At 59.4% G+C, this 17,123-nt stretch carries 10 protein-coding genes, 2 tRNA genes and 1 riboswitch; of the genes, 9 read left to right on the plus strand and 3 right to left on the minus strand.

What is annotated here, in order from left to right; genetic code table 11:
• Nucleotides 1-61 precede the first annotated feature (61 nt).
• Genes ptrA through recD form a run of 3 tightly spaced genes read left to right on the plus strand, consistent with a single transcriptional unit; the run spans nucleotide 62 to nucleotide 8,327 of the window.
• Nucleotides 62-2,947, plus strand: a complete 2,886-nt coding sequence (gene ptrA / locus GRPL_RS16595) for a pitrilysin (protein WP_032698863.1) — start codon at nucleotides 62-64, stop codon at nucleotides 2,945-2,947.
• On the plus strand, nucleotides 2,944-6,492 hold the full coding sequence (gene recB, locus GRPL_RS16590; protein WP_032698864.1) for an exodeoxyribonuclease V subunit beta: 3,549 nt from the start codon (nucleotides 2,944-2,946) through the stop codon (nucleotides 6,490-6,492). The genes ptrA and recB overlap by 4 nt, the downstream gene beginning before the upstream one ends.
• Nucleotides 6,489-8,327, plus strand: coding sequence for an exodeoxyribonuclease V subunit alpha (recD, locus tag GRPL_RS16585; protein WP_032690902.1), 1,839 nt, complete (start codon nucleotides 6,489-6,491; stop codon nucleotides 8,325-8,327). Before recB ends, recD begins: the two co-directional genes overlap by 4 nt.
• A 162-nt stretch (nucleotides 8,328-8,489) precedes the next feature.
• Here the strand turns inward: recD and argA are convergent, their stop codons facing one another.
• Complete coding sequence (argA, locus tag GRPL_RS16580; RefSeq protein WP_004867060.1) at nucleotides 8,490-9,821, minus strand: amino-acid N-acetyltransferase; 1,332 nt, start codon at nucleotides 9,819-9,821, stop codon at nucleotides 8,490-8,492.
• Between the two features lie 227 nt (nucleotides 9,822-10,048).
• Between argA and amiC the strand changes: the two genes are divergently transcribed.
• The 6 genes from amiC to cobS all read left to right on the plus strand — a co-directional run bounded on the left by amiC (nucleotide 10,049) and on the right by cobS (nucleotide 16,660).
• On the plus strand, nucleotides 10,049-11,302 hold the full coding sequence (gene amiC / locus GRPL_RS16575) for an N-acetylmuramoyl-L-alanine amidase AmiC (protein WP_032690903.1): 1,254 nt from the start codon (nucleotides 10,049-10,051) through the stop codon (nucleotides 11,300-11,302).
• Between the two features lie 14 nt (nucleotides 11,303-11,316).
• Nucleotides 11,317-12,402 (plus strand): threonine-phosphate decarboxylase CobD, encoded by a 1,086-nt coding sequence (cobD, locus tag GRPL_RS16570; RefSeq protein WP_032698866.1) that lies wholly within the window; start codon nucleotides 11,317-11,319, stop codon nucleotides 12,400-12,402.
• A gap of 81 nt (nucleotides 12,403-12,483) precedes the next feature.
• Nucleotides 12,484-12,645, plus strand: a riboswitch (cobalamin riboswitch).
• A 157-nt stretch (nucleotides 12,646-12,802) separates the two neighbouring features.
• Entirely contained in the window at nucleotides 12,803-13,762 is a 960-nt protein-coding gene (gene cbiB / locus GRPL_RS16565) for an adenosylcobinamide-phosphate synthase CbiB (protein ID WP_032698867.1), read from the plus strand.
• A 95-nt stretch (nucleotides 13,763-13,857) separates the two neighbouring features.
• A complete protein-coding gene (locus GRPL_RS16560) occupies nucleotides 13,858-15,381 on the plus strand; it encodes a cobyric acid synthase (RefSeq protein WP_032698868.1) in 1,524 nt (507 codons plus the stop codon).
• The gene (gene cobU / locus GRPL_RS16555) at nucleotides 15,375-15,920 is read left to right on the plus strand and encodes a bifunctional adenosylcobinamide kinase/adenosylcobinamide-phosphate guanylyltransferase (RefSeq protein ID WP_032690907.1); all 546 of its coding nucleotides are present in this window, start codon (nucleotides 15,375-15,377) and stop codon (nucleotides 15,918-15,920) included. Before GRPL_RS16560 ends, cobU begins: the two co-directional genes overlap by 7 nt.
• Nucleotides 15,917-16,660, plus strand: a complete 744-nt coding sequence (gene cobS, locus GRPL_RS16550; protein ID WP_032696739.1) for an adenosylcobinamide-GDP ribazoletransferase — start codon at nucleotides 15,917-15,919, stop codon at nucleotides 16,658-16,660. Before cobU ends, cobS begins: the two co-directional genes overlap by 4 nt.
• A gap of 244 nt (nucleotides 16,661-16,904) precedes the next feature.
• Here the strand turns inward: cobS and GRPL_RS16545 are convergent.
• Together GRPL_RS16545 and GRPL_RS16540 are read right to left on the minus strand one after the other, a co-directional pair.
• Nucleotides 16,905-16,981 (minus strand) — tRNA-Met (locus GRPL_RS16545).
• Between the two features lie 49 nt (nucleotides 16,982-17,030).
• A tRNA-Met gene (locus tag GRPL_RS16540) sits at nucleotides 17,031-17,107 on the minus strand.
• Nucleotides 17,108-17,123 lie beyond the last annotated feature (16 nt).

Consider the following 17,123-nt stretch of genomic DNA (forward strand, 5'->3'; position numbering starts at 1 on the left):
GGACTGATGTGCATAACGCTGACGCAGTCAGCGCAAAGTTTGTTAATGATGAGGTTCGTGAATGCCCCGCAGTGTATGGTTCAAGGTTATTTTAGTACTGGCTGCCTTTTGGGCGCCGTTAAGTCAGGCAGATACCGGATGGCAACCGATTCAGGAAACCATTCGTAAAAGCGAAAAAGATCCCCGACAGTATCAGGCCATTCGCCTGGATAATGGCATGGTGGTCCTGCTGGTTTCCGATCCGCAGGCGGTGAAATCCCTGTCTGCGCTGGTGGTGCCCGTGGGGTCGCTGCAGGATCCCGTCGATCATCAGGGGCTGGCGCATTTTCTGGAGCACATGACGCTGATGGGCTCGCAAAATTATCCGCAGCCGGACAGCCTCGCCGAATTTCTGAAAATGCACGGCGGCAGCCATAATGCCAGTACCGCGCCTTATCGCACCGCCTTCTATCTTGAAGTCGAAAACGATGCCCTTGACGGCGCGGTCGATCGTCTGGCTGATGCCATTGCCGCTCCGCTGCTGGATAAGAAATATGCCGATCGCGAGCGCAATGCGGTCAACGCCGAGCTGACCATGGCGCGCACCCGTGACGGGATGCGCATGGCCCAGGTGAGTGCCGAAACCATTAACCCGGCGCACCCGGCTTCGCATTTTTCCGGCGGTAACCTTGAGACGCTTAGCGACAAGCCCGGTAAACCGGTGCTCGACGCCCTGCATACTTTCCGCGACAGCTGGTACTCGGCGAACCTGATGAAGGCGGTCATTTACAGCAACAAACCGCTGCCAGAACTGGCGAGCATCGCGGCGAAAACCTATGGCCGGGTGCCAAACCACAATATCAACAAACCGGAAATCACCGTCCCGGTCGTGACCGATGCGCAAAAGGGCATCATCATTCACTACGTCCCGGCAATGCCGCGCAAAGTGCTGCGCGTTGAATTCCGTATTGATAACAACAGCGAGCAATTCCGCAGCAAAACCGACGAGCTGGTGACCTACATGATCGGCAACCGCAGCCCGGGAACCTTATCTGACTGGCTGCAGCAGCAAGGCCTGGTCGAGGGGATTCGCGCGGACTCCGATCCGGCGGTCAACGGCAACAGCGGCGTGCTGGCGATTTCGGCGACCCTGACCGACAAAGGTCTGGCGCACCGTGATGAAGTGGCGGCGGCGATCTTCAGTTACCTCAACCTATTGCGTAGCCAGGGCATCGACAAACGCTATTTCGATGAGCTGTCCCATGTTCTGGAGCTTGATTTCCGCTATCCGTCGATCAGCCGCGATATGGATTACGTGGAATGGCTGGCGGACACCATGATTCGCGTACCGGTGGAGCATGCGCTGGACGTGGTCAATATCGCCGATCGCTACGATCCGCAGGCGATTAAAGACCGGCTGGCCATGATGACGCCGCAAAATGCACGCGTCTGGTATATCAGCCCGCAAGAGCCGCATAACAAAACCGCTTACTTTGTGAATGCGCCGTATCAGGTCGACAAGATCAGCGCGCAGACCTTTAGCGACTGGCAGCAGAAGGCGAGCGCTATCGACCTGAAGCTGCCGGTGTTGAACCCTTATATTCCTGACGATTTTACGCTGATTAAAAGCGATAAAGCCTACCCGCATCCGCAGCTGATCGTTGATGAGCCGACGCTGCGGGTGGTCTATGCGCCCAGTCAGTTCTTCGCCAGCGAGCCAAAGGCTGACGTTTCTCTGGTGCTGCGTAATCCGCAGGCCATGGACAGCGCTCGTAGCCAGGTCATGTTCGCGCTGAATGACTATCTGGCAGGCATCGCTCTCGATCAGCTCAGCAACCAGGCAGCGGTGGGCGGCATCTCCTTCTCAACCGGCGCCAATAACGGGTTAATGGTCAATGCCAATGGCTACACCCAGCGGCTGCCGCAGCTGTTTACCGCGTTGCTGGACGGCTATTTCAGCTATACGCCGACCGAAGAGCAGATGGAGCAGGCCAAATCCTGGTATGCGCAGATGATGGACTCGGCGGACAAAGGTAAAGCCTACGACCAGGCGATCATGCCGGTTCAGATGTTGTCCCAGGTGCCCTATTTCCAGCGCGAGGAGCGCCGGGCGCTGCTGCCGTCAATTAGCCTGCAAGAGGTACTGGCCTATCGCGACAACCTGAAAGCGAAAGGGCGCCCGGAGCTGCTGGTGATCGGCAACCTCACCGCTGAACAGTCCACCGCCATGGCGCGTCAGATCCAGCAGCAGCTGGGATCTGATGGCAATGAGTGGTGTCGCAACAAAGACGTCCTGATCAACAGTCAGCAGCTGGCGATTTTTGAAAAAACCGGTAACAGCACCGATTCGGCGCTGGCCGCCGTCTTCGCCCCGCCGAACGTGGATGAATACAGCAGCTCCGCCGCCAGCTCCCTGCTCGGGCAGATTATTCAGCCGTGGTTCTATAACCAGCTGCGTACCGAAGAGCAGCTTGGCTACGCGGTCTTTGCTTTCCCGATGAACGTCGGGCGCCAGTGGGGGATGGGCTTCCTGCTGCAAAGCAGCGATAAACAGCCTGCTTTCCTCTGGCAACGCTTCCAGGCGTTCTTCCCGACCGCGGAAGCTAAACTGCGGGCGATGAGCCCGGCAGAGTTTGCGCAAATCCAGCAGGCGGTGATAAGCCAGATGACTCAGGCGCCGCAAACCCTGGGCGGCGAAGCCTCGCAGCTGAGCAAAGATTTCGATCGCGGTAATATGCGCTTCGATTCACGTGATAAAGTAGTGGCTCAGATAAAACTGCTGACGCCGCAAAAACTTGCCGACTTCTTCCATCAGACGGTGGTGGTTCCGCAAGGCATGGCGATATTGTCCCAGATTTCCGGCAGCCAGAATGGCAAGACCGATTACGTCCATCCTGAAGGTGGCAAAGTCTGGGAAAACGTCAGCGCATTGCAGAAATCCTTACCCCTGATGCGAGAGAACGAATGACCGAAACCGCCGAGTCTCTGGATCCCCTGCGCTTGCCCTTGACGGGTGAGCGCTTGATAGAAGCCTCTGCGGGCACCGGAAAAACCTTTACCATCGCCGCACTGTACCTGCGGCTACTGCTGGGGCTTGGCGGGGAATCCGCCTTTCCTCGTGCGGTCAGCGTGGAAGAGCTGCTGGTGGTGACCTTCACCGAAGCGGCCACCGAAGAACTGCGCGGCCGTATTCGCAGCAATATCCACGAGCTGCGCATTGCCTGCCTGCGCGACAGCGCGACCGATCCCCTCTATAGCGCTTTGCTGGCTGAAATTGCGGATAAGAACCAGGCGGCGAATACGCTGCTGCTGGCGGAACGACAGATGGACGAAGCGGCGGTATTTACCATTCACGGCTTTTGTCAGCGGATGCTGAGTCTCAATGCCTTTGAGTCCGGCATGCTCTTTGAGCAGCAGCTGATCGAAGATGAATCCCGGCTGCGTTACCAGGCCTGCGCAGACTTCTGGCGTCGACATTGCTATCCGTTGCCGCGGGAGATCGCCGCCGTCATTCATGAGGCGTGGAAAGGTCCGCGCGATCTGTTGAAATCCCTCGATCGCTGGTTGCAGGGCGAAGCTCCGCAGCTCAAATCCCCGCCGGCAGCGGAAGAGACGCTGGCCGAACGCCATCAGCACATTATTGCGCGCATTAACGCCATGAAAACACAGTGGCGGGAACAGGTTGCTGAGATTGAGGGGGTGCTGGAGAACTCCGGTCTCGACCGCCGTAAGTTCAATCGCGGCAACCAGGGAAAGTGGATAGAGAAAATCAACGCCTGGGCGCAGGAAGAGACGCTCGGTTATCAACTTCCTGACGCGCTGGAGAAATTCTCGCAGGCCTTCTTACATGAACGAACTAAAGCCGGCGGTGAGCCGCCGGTGCATCCGCTGTTCAGTGCGGTTGAAGAGCTGCTCTCTTCTCCGCTGACGCTGACGGATCTGGTTATCGCCAGGGCGATGGTGGAGATCCGCGAAGCGGTCGCCCGGGAAAAGCGTCGGCGCGGCGAGCTCGGTTTTGATGACATGCTCAGTCGGCTGGATGATGCGCTGCGCGGCGAGAGCGGAGAAGCGCTGGCCAGCGCCATTCGTCAGCGTTTCCCGGTGGCGATGATTGATGAATTTCAGGACACCGACCCGCAGCAGTACCGAATTTTTCGCCGTATCTGGCGGCAGCAGCCGGAGACGGCGCTGCTGCTTATCGGCGACCCCAAGCAGGCCATCTATGCCTTCCGCGGCGCGGATATTTTCACCTATATGAAAGCGCGTGGCGATGTGGCTGCTCATTATACGCTGGATACCAACTGGCGCTCTGCTCCCGGGGTGGTTGAAAGCGTTAACCGCCTGTTCAGCCTGAGCGATAACCCCTTTATGTTCCGGGAGATCCCTTTCTTGCCGGTCAAACCGGCCGGGAAAAACCACGGGCTGCGCTTTACCGTGGATAACGACGCGGTTCCGGCAATGAACATCTGGCTGATGCCGGGCGAGGCCGTGGGATCCGGTGACTATCAGACGTATATGGCGCAGCTGTGCGCGGCGCAAATTCGCGACTGGCTAAGCGCCGGTCAACAGGGGCGCGCGTTGCTCTGGCGTAATGACAAAGCAGCCCGGCCGGTTCAGGCCTCCGATATCACGGTTCTGGTACGTAACCGTCAGGAAGCCTCGTTGATCCGGGATGCCTTACGGGCGCTGGCGATCCCGTCGGTGTATCTCTCTAATCGCGATAGCGTTTTCGACACGCCGGAAGCGCAGGAGATTTTATGGCTACTGCAGGCGGTACTGGCTCCCGAACGAGAAAATACGCTACGCAGTGCGCTGGCAACATCGATATTCGGCTTGAATGCGCTGGATATTGAACGCCTCAATCAGGATGAACGAGCGTGGGACGCGCTGGTTGAAGAGTTCAGCATCTACCGGCAAATCTGGCGCCAGCGCGGGGTGATGCCGATGCTGCGTGCGCTGATGAGCGCGCGGCAGATTGCGGAAAATCTGCTGGTGACGGTCGGCGGTGAACGCCGTTTAACCGACATCCTGCATATCAGCGAACTGCTGCAGGAGGCAGCCAGCCAGCTGGAAAGCGAACATGCGCTGGTGCGCTGGCTGACGCAGCATATCGCCGAACCGGACAGCAATGCGTCCAGTCAGCAGATGCGCCTGGAAAGCGATAAGCACCTGGTGCAAATCGTCACCGTCCACAAATCGAAGGGGCTGGAATACCCGCTGGTCTGGCTGCCGTTTATTGCTCGTTTCCGCAAACAGGATCAGGCGTTTTATCACGATCGCGACTCGTTTGCCGCGGTGCTCGATCTTGGTCAGGATGAGGGCAGTCTGGAGCTGGCGGAAGCGGAGCGCCTGGCGGAAGATTTGCGCCTGCTGTACGTCGCGCTGACCCGCGCGGTCTGGCACTGTAGCCTCGGCGTGGCCCCGTTGAGTACCCGACGCAGCGACAAACCCGGCGCCAGCGATTTTCATCACAGCGCGCTCGGGCGTCTGCTACAGGGCGGCGAAGCCATGGATGCCGCTGGGCTGGCCGCGCGTTTGCAAGCCTTCTGCGGCGAGGATATCGCGCTGCAAATGCCTACCGCTCCGGATGCAACGCCCTGGCAGGCGCCGCAGGAAACGCTGCCGCCGCTGTCCGCCAGGAGCCTTGTGCGTCAGGTTAGCGATGACTGGCGGGTGACCAGCTATTCCGGATTACAGCAGCATGGTCAGAGCGCGGCTCAGGACCTGTTGCCGCGCCTTGACGTTGATGCCGCCGGCGTCGGTGACGTCGCCGCAGAACCGCAGCTTACGCCGCATCAGTTTCCGCGCGGCGCATCGCCGGGGACATTCCTGCATAGCCTGTTTGAAGATCTCGATTTTACCCAACCGGTCCCGGCTGACTGGATGGCGGAAAAGCTGCAGTCCGGCGGCTTCGGCGAGCAGTGGACGCCGGTGCTGACGCAGTGGCTGGATGATGTGCTACGTACTCCGTTGCCGGGGGCCGGGATCGCGCTGAACCAACTTTCCACGAATGATAAGCAGGTCGAAATGGCCTTCTATTTGCCTATCGAACGCCCGCTGGAACCGCTGCGTCTGGATGCGCTGATTCGCCGCTACGATCCGCTCTCCGTGGATTGCCCGCCCCTCGACTTCCGCCAGGTTCGCGGGATGTTAAAAGGCTTTATTGACCTCGTTTTCCGCCATAACGGCCGATATTACCTGCTGGATTATAAATCGAACTGGCTGGGAGCGGACCGCGAGGCCTATACCCGACAGGCGATGGAACAGGCGATGCGGGCGCACCGCTACGATCTGCAGTACCAGCTCTATAGTCTGGCGCTGCACCGCTACCTGCGTCACCGCATTGCGGACTACGACTACGAACGCCATTTTGGCGGCGTGATTTATCTCTTTTTACGCGGCATGGACGGGCAGAGCGGCGAGCAGGGCATTTTCACTACCCGTCCCGTGCAGCCGCTGATTGACGGTCTCGATGCGCTGTTTGCCGGAGACGTCCTGGAGGTTCTGTCATGACGATGGATGAACTGCTGCTGGAAGCGGCCAGTCAGCGCCTGCTGCGCCCGTTAGATGTCCAGTTTGCCCTGATGGTGGCGCAAGAGGCGCATCCGGCGGTGAAGCTGGCGGCGGCGGTGCTCAGCCGTGATGCTGGCGAGGGGCACGTTTGTCTGCCGATATCGCGTCTGCGGACGGACGAGTTTCTGAGCGGTAAAACCAATGAACTGCGTGAACAGCTGCTGGCCCAGGCGGGCGTACCCGATGACTGGTCTGCGCTTTTGCTTGCTTCGGAAGCCGTCAGCGACGGCGAACGTCCGACGCCGATCGTCCTGTGCGGCGACCGACTCTATCTCAACCGGATGTGGCGTAATGAACTGACCGTTGCCCGCTTCTTCAACGAAGCTAACCAGGTTGTGGACGTTGATGAGGCCCTGCTGGCGCAAACGCTGGACGCTCTTTTCCCCGCCAGCGATGAGATCGACTGGCAAAAGGTTGCCGCCGCAGTGGCGTTGACCCGTCGTATTTCGGTGATTTCCGGCGGTCCCGGCACCGGGAAAACCACCACCGTCGCCAGGCTGCTGGCGGCGTTGATTCAGACAACCCGGCAACCGCGCTGCCGCATCCGACTGGCGGCGCCGACCGGGAAAGCGGCGGCGCGATTGACGGAATCGTTGGGCGAGGCGCTGCGTCGCCTGCCGCTAACCGATGAGCAGAAGGCGCTGTTACCTACCGAAGCCAGCACGCTGCATCGTCTGCTGGGCGCTCAGCCCGGTAGCCAACGGATGCGCTACCACGCCGGCAATCCGCTGCACCTCGATGTGCTGGTGGTGGATGAAGCTTCAATGATTGACCTGCCGATGATGGCGCGGCTGATTGATGCCCTGCCGGAACACGGGCGGGTTATTTTCCTCGGCGACCGCGATCAGCTGGCGTCGGTGGAGGCCGGAGCGGTACTCGGGGATATTTGTGCCTGGGTCAATGCCGGCTATACCGCCGGACGAGCGGCGCAGCTGGAGAGGTTGACCGGCCACCCGGTACCGGCGGGCGAAAGTGATGTTGCCGGCGCGCTGCGCGACAGCCTGTGCCTGCTGCAAAAAAGCTATCGTTTTGGCAGTCATTCCGGCATTGGTAGCCTGGCTCGCGCCGTGAACAACGGCGATCGCCACGGCGTCAGAGCGACGTTGCGCCAGGCCTTCGAGGATATTGTGCTGCATCCGCTGAGTACGACTGAAGAATATGAAGCCATGCTAGAGCAGTCGCAGGCGGGGTACGGTCGCTATTTGCAGCTACTGCGCGAGCGGGCCGAGCCGGAGGCCCTGATCGCCGCCTTTGGTGAATTTCAGTTACTGTGCGCCCTGCGCGACGGCCCATACGGCGTCAGCGGGGTGAATGAACAGCTGGAGCAGATGCTTAACCGTCGGCGGGCGATAACGCTGCCGAGGCATTCACGCTGGTATGAAGGGCGTCCGGTGATGATTTCGCGCAACGACAGCGCGCTGGGGCTGTTTAACGGCGATATCGGTATTGCACTGGAGCGAGGAGAGGGGCTGCGCGTCTGGTTCCCGATGCCGGATGGCAGCATTAAATCGGTGCAGCCAAGTCGTTTGCCGGAGCACGACACCGCCTGGGCGATGACGGTGCATAAATCGCAGGGGTCAGAGTTTGACCATGCGGCGTTGATTCTGCCCGCCAAAATCGTACCGCTGGTCACCCGCGAGCTGGTCTATACCGCGATCACGCGGGCAAAACAGCGGCTATCGATTTATGCCGATGAACAGGTGCTAACCCAGTCCATCGTCGCCCGTACCGAGCGGCGCAGCGGGCTGGCGGACATCTTCGCCAGCGGCGCGTAATCTCAACCTTCCTCTGCCCGCCGGGGATTGCCGACTCAAGCGTCAGCGTTTTCCCCGGCTGGCGCTGTGCTTAGCCGGGCTACATGTGGGATGTGCTGACTCAGGGGGGCAGAGGAGGGGCGCCCGGATAAGGCGTTTACGCCGTTATCCGGGGCGGTGACATCAGCCGAGGTCGGCCATCATCACTTTGGAACGACGCTGGTAGTTGTACATCTCTTTCTTACTTTCCGGCAGCAGATCGATATCGACCGGCGTAAAGCCGCGCTCCTGGAACCAGTGAATACTGCGGGTGGTCAGGACAAACAATTTGCTCAATCCCATCTGCTTCGCCTGGGTGGCGATGCGGTTCAGCAGCACTTCACCGCGCGATGAGCTGCGATAGTCCGGATGCACCGCGACGCAGGCCATTTCGCCGATTTTCTCTTCCGGGAACGGATAGAGCGCGGCGCAGGCAATCGTGGTGTTATCGCGCTGAATAATCGTGAATTTATCGATTTCCATCTCCAGCTGTTCGCGGGAGCGGCGCACCAGAATGCCCTGTTGCTCCAGTGGGCTAATCAGCTCAAGAATACCGCCGATATCGTTAATGGTGGCGCGGCGAATCTGCTCGGCGCTTTCCATGACGATCTGGGTGCCGATACCGTCGCGAGAGAACAGCTCCTGCAGCAGCGCCCCGTCTTCCTGATAGCTGATCAGGTGGCAACGACGCACGCCGCTGCGGCAGGCCTTGACGGCACCGCGCAGAAAACGCACCGTGCCGGAGTTGTAATCCTCTTCCGCCTCCAGCTCTTCCACGCGCGCCTGAGCTTCGTTAGGGAACAGTTCGGAAACAATCACCCCATCCTGGTTGTAAACCCCTTGCGAAGAGCAGAAGCCGATCATCTTTTCCGCCTTCAGCTTCACGGCCAGCTGGGTGGCAATCTCTTCCGAGGTCAGATTGAAGCTTTCGCCGGTGACGGAAACGGCAACCGGACCCATCAGCACGATAGCGCCGTTATCCAGCTGGCGATGGATCGCCTCTTCATCGATACGGCGGATGCGTCCGCTATGGCAATAATCCACGCCGTCGTCGACGCCCAGCGGCTGAGCGATAATAAAGTTGCCGCTCACCACGTTGATATGGGCGCCCTGCAGCGGGGTGTTATTCAGGCTCATTGACAGACGCGCGGTAATTTCCAGCTGCAGCATGCCCGCAGCCTGTTTCACCAGCTCGAGGGTTTTGGCGTCGGTGACGCGGGTCTGTTTATGGTAAACCGGTTCGTGGTGATGCTCTGCCAGATTGGCATCAATCTGCGGGCGCGCGCCATAGACCACCACCAGGCGGATGCCCAGGCTATGTAAAAGGCCAATGTCATTGACAATACTGGAGAAATTCTCATGCTCAATTGCTTCGCCGCCGAGCATGATGACAAACGTTTTTCCCCGATGAGCGTTAATATAGGGGACAGAATGGCGGAATCCTTCTACCAGTTCGGTGCGACGCTCCTTCACCATGACTCAACCCTCAATGCATGATTATTCGTAATTAGTGTATTTTTATTCTGTTTCGTGGTTAAACGCAAGTCTAAATTTGCGACGAAACTGATAAAAATCTGTGATCAAATGCGCGCTGCCTAAGATTGTTTACCCTTTTATTGATGACAGGTTATGCAGCTTTCGTTAAAGTTTCCGGTCAATCTGTCTGTTTTGAGTACCAATACGTTTTATTGCTTGGGAGTGGCATGCCGGGATACAAGTCAGGATTAAGCCGTCGTCGTTTTTTACAGGGGGCGGGCGCAATGTGGTTAATGAGCGTCAGCCCGCTGGGTTTAGCGGCCGCCGCGCAGGTCGTCGCCGTACGCGTCTGGCCGTCGTCAACCTATACGCGCGTTACGGTAGAATCCAGTCATGTGCTGAAATATCGGCAGTTTGCGTTGAGCAATCCGGAACGGCTGGTGGTCGATCTGGAAGGCGTCAATCTTAACTCCGTGCTAAAAGGCATGGGGGCGAGTATTCGCGATGATGACCCTTATATTAAGTCCGCGCGCGTCGGCCAGTTTGATCCGCAAACCGTGCGCATGGTCTTTGAACTCAAGCAGAACATCAAACCGCAGCTCTTTGCCCTGGCGCCGGTGGCCGGCTTTAAGGAACGTCTGGTGATGGATCTCTATCCTTCGACCGCCACCGATGTTCAGGATCCGCTGCTGGCGTTACTGGAAGATTACAACAAGGGCGATCTCGAACGTCAGGTCCCTCCTGCAGAAAGCGGGCCGAAGCCGGGTAAAGCCGGGCGCGACCGACCTATTGTGATCATGCTCGATCCGGGCCACGGCGGTGAAGACTCCGGCGCGATCGGCAAATACCATACCCGTGAGAAAGATGTGGTGCTGCAGATTGCCCGGCGGCTACGGGCGCTCATCGAAAAAGAGGGCAACATGCGGGCCTACATGACCCGCAATGAAGATGTCTTCATTCCGCTGAAGGTTCGCGTGGCCAAAGCGCAAAAGCAGCGCGCCGATCTGTTCGTGTCGATTCACGCCGATGCCTTCACCAGCCGACAGCCGCGAGGCTCATCGGTATTTGCTCTGTCGACCAAAGGCGCCACCAGTACCGCCGCAAAATTCCTCGCGCAGACCCAGAACGCCTCTGACCTGATCGGGGGCGTCAGCAAGAGCGGCGATCGCTATGTCGACCATACGATGTTCGATATGGTGCAGTCGCTGACCATCGCCGACAGCCTGAAGTTTGGTAAAGCGGTGCTGCAAAAAATGGGCAGAATCAATAATCTGCATAAAAATCAGGTGGAGCAGGCGGGCTTTGCGGTGCTGAAGGCGCCGGATATTCCGTCGATCCTGGTGGAGACGGCGTTTATCAGTAACGTAGAAGAAGAGCGTAAGCTGAAAACGGCGACCTTCCAGCAGCAGGTGGCTGAGTCGATTCTGGCGGGGATTAAAGCCTACTTCGCCGATGGCGCCACGCTGGCAAGGCGCGGATAATACGGGAGCGGGAGATGGCGCTACTGAAGAGCGCGCACGGCGGTAATACCCGGGAAGCCGCTGCGCTGCTGGGCATTGAGGCGCACCAGCTGCGGGATTTCAGCGCCAATATTAATCCTCTTGGCATGCCGGAAAGCGTCAGACGCGCGCTTATCGATAATCTGGCCTTGGCGGAGCGCTACCCTGACGTTGAATACCCGCAGTTGCACCTTGCGCTGGCGGAACACCACCGTATTTCCGCATCGTGGATCCTGGCAGGCAATGGCGAAACCGAATCCATTTTTACGCTCGTTCACGGGCTAAAGCCGCGCACGGCGATGGTGGTGAAACCCGGTTTTGCAGAATATCGCCGCGCGCTGCAGACGGTCGATTGCACTATCCTCGAGTTCGCGCTGCGTGAAGAGGATGGCTGGCAGTTGACCGACGCGATTCTCGAGGCGCTGACGCCAGAGCTGGACTGTTTGTTCCTCTGTACGCCCAATAATCCGACCGGCCTGCTGCCGGAGCGCCCGCTGCTTGAGGCGATTGCCGCCCGCTGCCGGGACGCCGGTATCGCGCTGATTATTGATGAAGCGTTTATCGATTTCATTCCTGACCAGCCGGGATTTATCCCCTTTCTGCAAAACAATCCGCATATCTGGGTGCTTCGCTCGCTGACCAAATTTTACGCTATTCCCGGCCTGCGTCTGGGCTACCTGGTTAACAGCGATGAACGGGCGGTGGCCCGACTGCGCGAGAAACAAATGCCGTGGTCGATCAACGCGTTTGCCGCTCTGGCGGGGGAAATAGCGCTCAAGGATCGCGCCTATCAGCAGGCCACCTGGCGATGGCTGGCGCAGGAGGGAAGCCGGTTCTATCAGGCCCTCCGTCAGCTTCCCGGCCTGAGCGTCTATCCGGGGCGGGCGAACTATCTCTTTTTACGTTGCCATCTCCCGGAGCTCGATCTGCAGCAGGCGTTGCTGCAGCAGCATATCTTGATTCGCAGCTGCGCTAACTATCCGGGACTGGGAAACGGTTATTACCGCGTAGCGATTCGCAGCCCTGAGGAGAATCAACTGCTGCTTACGGCGCTCTGCGCTATCCTTGCCGCCCCCCTCTGACTGCAAGCGACCGGCTTCTCCGTATGGCATAATAGGCCGCCTGTTGCTTCAGATACCCGGTCTGACGAGCGTCCGGATGCAGCCGCAGGATAACCAACAGGTGCAAGGGAAGGGGGTGAAACGCCTCCGCAGCCCCCGCTGCTGTGATGCTGACGACCCCGTAAATACCACCGGCCGCGAATCCGGGAAGGGCGGGCGAGGATGACGCTAAGCCAGAAAACCTGCCTGTCGGTCATTACCAACAACTTCGGTGGGAAGTGGGTTGCTCAGATGCGTGCCGTCGCAAGACGGCGTCAGGCGCACCTTTACACCCCGACCACCCTGAACAGGAACAGGGTATGGCGGTACGACTCCATTCATCCATTGGCGCCCGCTGGCGGGCGGCAACGAGGCCCTGGCAATGACGTTACTTGCCTGGTGCGTGGCCTGGATTCTCGATTTTTTCATCGGCGACCCGCCGCGCTGGCCGCATCCGGTACGCTGGATCGGCAATCTCATCACCTTGACTCAACGTATCGTACGCCGGTATTGCCATAGCGACCGTGCGCTGCGCGTTGGCGGCGCGCTGATGTGGCTGACGGTGGTTGGCCTGACCTGGCTCCTCTCCTGGAGCCTACTGAAACTGGCGGCAAGCCTCCATCCCTGGCTGGGCTGGGGAGTTGAAGTGTGGATGATCTTTACGCTCCTGGCCGGGCGCTGCCTTGCGGATTCCGCCCGGGAAGTCGAACGTCCGCTGCGCGCGGGCGATGTGGCGCTCAGCCGGGAAAAGCTCTCCTGGATTGTCGGGCGCGAAACCGCGCAGCTCCAACCTGAACAGATCAATCGCGCGGTGGTGGAGACGGTTGCAGAAAACACCGTCGATGGCATTATTGCGCCGCTGTTCTTCCTGCTGCTGGGCGGCGCGCCGCTGGCGATGGCCTATAAAGCGGTCAACACCCTCGACTCCATGGTGGGGTATAAACATGAAAAATACCGCGCCATTGGTATGGTCAGCGCCCGCCTTGATGATGTGGCGAACTGTATTCCCGCGCGTCTGAGCTGGCTGCTGTTCAGCCTTGCGGCGTGGTTATGTCGCTACGACGCCGCGGGCGCCCTGCGTATCGGCTGGCGCGATCGCTATCAGCACAGCAGCCCCAATTGCGCGTGGTCGGAAGCCAGCGTCGCCGGCGCGTTAGGCATCCGGCTCGGCGGCCCGAATGACTATTTTGGCCAGCGGGTGGACAAACCCTGGATTGGCGACGCCGTACGCGATATTTCGCCCGAGGATATTCCCCGTGCCCTGCGCCTGATGTGGGTCGCCTCGACGCTGGCGCTGGTGATGTTTATGGCCGCACGGTATCTATGGACAGGGATGGCCTGAGGAGAAATCCGCATCACCTTCTGGCAGCGGGGCAGTGGCAACATAACAGAGCAGGATGGGAAAATAATGCGAGAAAACGCGAACGAGGAGGCCTCATGACGCAGGCAATTATGTTGCAGGGGACGGCGTCCGATGTCGGTAAAAGCGTGCTGGTGGCCGGTTTATGCCGCATTTTCTATCAGGATGGCCGGCGTACGGCGCCGTTTAAATCGCAGAATATGGCGCTCAATTCGGGGATCACGGCGGACGGCAAAGAGATGGGCCGGGCGCAGATCTTTCAGGCCGAGGCCGCCGGTATCGAACCCGACGTGCGGATGAACCCTGTCTTGCTGAAACCCACCAGCGACCTGAAAGCTCAGGTGGTGCTGATGGGCAAAGTGGCGACGAATATGGATGCGGTGAGTTACCACGAGTATAAACCGCGCCTGCGCGAACAGATCCTCTCGGTCTATCGCAGCCTGGCGCAGGAGTATGATGTGCTGGTCCTGGAAGGGGCCGGTAGCCCGGCGGAGATCAACCTGCGCGATCGCGATATCGTCAATATGGGGATGGCGGAGATGGCGCAGTGCCCGGTGATCCTGGTTGCCGATATCGACAGAGGGGGCGTCTTTGCCGCGATCTACGGGACGCTGGCGCTGCTTGAGGAGCAGGAGCGCGCCAGGGTGAAAGGGGTGATTATCAATAAATTCCGCGGCGACATTGCGCTGCTCTATTCCGGAATCGAACAGATCGAAGCATTAACCGGCGTCCCCGTACTGGGAGTACTGCCGTGGCTGGAGGTCGATCTGGAGGATGAGGATAGCGTGGCGCTGCAGAAAGGGAAGTATCTGAACACCGCGAAGCGCGAGATCGACATCGCGGTCGTTCAGCTTCCCCATACCTCAAACTTCACCGATTTCAACGCGCTGGCGGCGCAGCCGGATGTCCGCGTGCGCTACGTGCGGCACCCGCAGGAGCTGGCGCAGGCCGATCTGGTTATCCTGCCCGGCAGTAAAAATACGCTGGGCGATCTGCTGTGGCTGCGCGACTCTGGGATGGCGGCGGGCGTCTTGCAGGCACGTCAGCAGGGGATTCCGCTGTTGGGGATCTGCGGCGGCTATCAAATGCTGGGTGAGACGATTGTCGATGAGGTGGAATCCGGCCTGGGGACGCAGCCCGGCCTCGGTCTGCTCAATACCGTGACGCAGTTTGCCCGACATAAAACCACCACTCAGGTCGACGCGACAATGGCGAGCGCGCTGCCGGACTGGCTGGCGGGCGCGTCTGCCCTGCGGGTGCGAGGTTACGAAATTCATATGGGGGAAACGACCCTTAACGGGAGCTGCCGTCCGTTGATGCTGCTGGAGAAAGATGGCGAGCTGGTGGCGGATGGCGCAATGACGGATGATGGACTCGTATTCGGGACTTATCTGCACGGCCTGTTCGACAGCGATGATTTCACCCGCGCGCTGGTCAACGGCCTGCGTCGGCGCAAAGGGCTGGATGCGCTGGATACCGCTCTTCACTATGCGCAATACAAATCGCAACAGTTCGATATCCTGGCCGCCGCCATGCGCCAGCATATTGATATCGAAAAGATTTATCACATCATGCAGCAGCATCAGGAGCCATCATGCTGATTCTGGTTACCGGCGGTGCCCGCAGCGGGAAAAGCCGCCACGCCGAGGCGCTCGTCGCCGATTCACCGCAGGTTTTGTATCTCGCGACCTCGCAGATCGTGGATGACGAAATGGCGCAGCGGATCCAGCATCACCGCGATGGCCGCCCGGCGCACTGGCGCACCGTCGAACGCTGGCACCATCTCGATGAGGTTATTACGCCGCGTAACGACCCGCAAGAAGCCGTGCTGCTGGAGTGTATGACGACCATGGTGACCAACATGCTGTTTGCTCAGGGGGGCGAGATCTCTCCGGACGACTGGGATTATGCGGCAATGGAGCGGATGATAGACGATGAGATTCATTCGCTGATTGTGGCGTGCCAGCGCTGCCCGGCAAAAGTGGTGCTGGTTACCAATGAAGTGGGGATGGGGATTGTCCCGGAAAACCGCCTTGCGCGGCATTTTCGCGATATTGCCGGCCGGGTTAACCAGCGCCTGGCGGCGGCGGCAGATGAGGTCTGGCTGGTGGTATCAGGTATTGGAGTCAAAATTAAATGATCAAATTATTCTGGGCAACGCTCTCTTTTCTCAGCCGCTTACCGGTGCCGGATCGTTGGTCTCAGGGGCTTGAGATCGATCGGTATGTCCGGGGGATCGTCACTTTTCCGCTGGTCGGGGCGCTGCTGGGAGGTTTGAGCGGGCTGGTATTTCTTGCCGTTCAGTCCTGGTGCGGTCTTCCGCTTGCGGCGCTGTTTTGCATTTTAGCGCTGGCGCTGCTGACCGGTGGTTTTCACCTCGATGGCCTCGCCGATACCTGCGACGGCGTCTTTTCCGCCCGTCGTCGGGAACGGATGCTGGAGATTATGCGTGACAGCCGACTGGGGACCCATGGCGGGCTGGCGCTTATTTTTGTGTTACTGGCAAAAGTGCTGGTTGTCAGCGAGCTGGCGCTGCGTGGAACGTCGGTGCTGGCCGCGCTGGCGGCCGCCTGTGCCGCCGGGCGTGGCGTCGCCGTGCTGCTGATGTACCGCCATCGCTACGCCCGCGAAGAAGGACTGGGTAACGTATTTATCGGCAAAGTGAGCGGCCGACAAACCTGCGTGACGCTAGGGTTAGCGGTAATTATCGCCGCCATGCTGCTGCCTGGCATGCACGGCGTGGCGGCGTTGGGGATCACCATGGTGGCCATTTTTATCCTCGGACAGCTGCTGAAACGTACGTTGGGTGGGCAAACCGGTGACACGCTCGGGGCGGCGATTGAGCTGGGCGAGCTGGTTTTCCTGTTGGCTCTGCTATGAGTCAGGCTACGCGATAAGTTGTAGCGGGGCGATGGGTCATCGCGCGCCATGTCTGCTCCGCAAGGGGAGGCGATGGCGCGTCTGGCATCATGCGGGCAAGAAAAGGCGCGTATTGATGCGGACAGGGAGAAATCGCGCCGGATTGGCGCCGGGTCAGTCTGTCAGAGGGGGCGGGGCATTGCGCTGGCGCGACCGTACGCGGTGCGCAGAAAAAAAAAAACACCCGTCAGGGTGTTCATTGTGTTGGTTGCGGGGGCCGGATTTGAACCGACGACCTTCGGGTTATGAGCCCGACGAGCTACCAGGCTGCTCCACCCCGCGTCCGTCTTTACTCTTCATCGAGTAAAGCTTACTGCTATCTGATTTTAATTGGTTGCGGGGGCCGGATTTGAACCGACGACCTTCGGGTTATGAGCCCGACGAGCTACCAGGCTGCTCCACCCCGCGTCCGTGGAAGCGCACT

This window comes from Klebsiella planticola ATCC 33531 (genome assembly GCF_000735435.1).
Lineage (GTDB): Bacteria > Pseudomonadota > Gammaproteobacteria > Enterobacterales > Enterobacteriaceae > Klebsiella > Klebsiella planticola.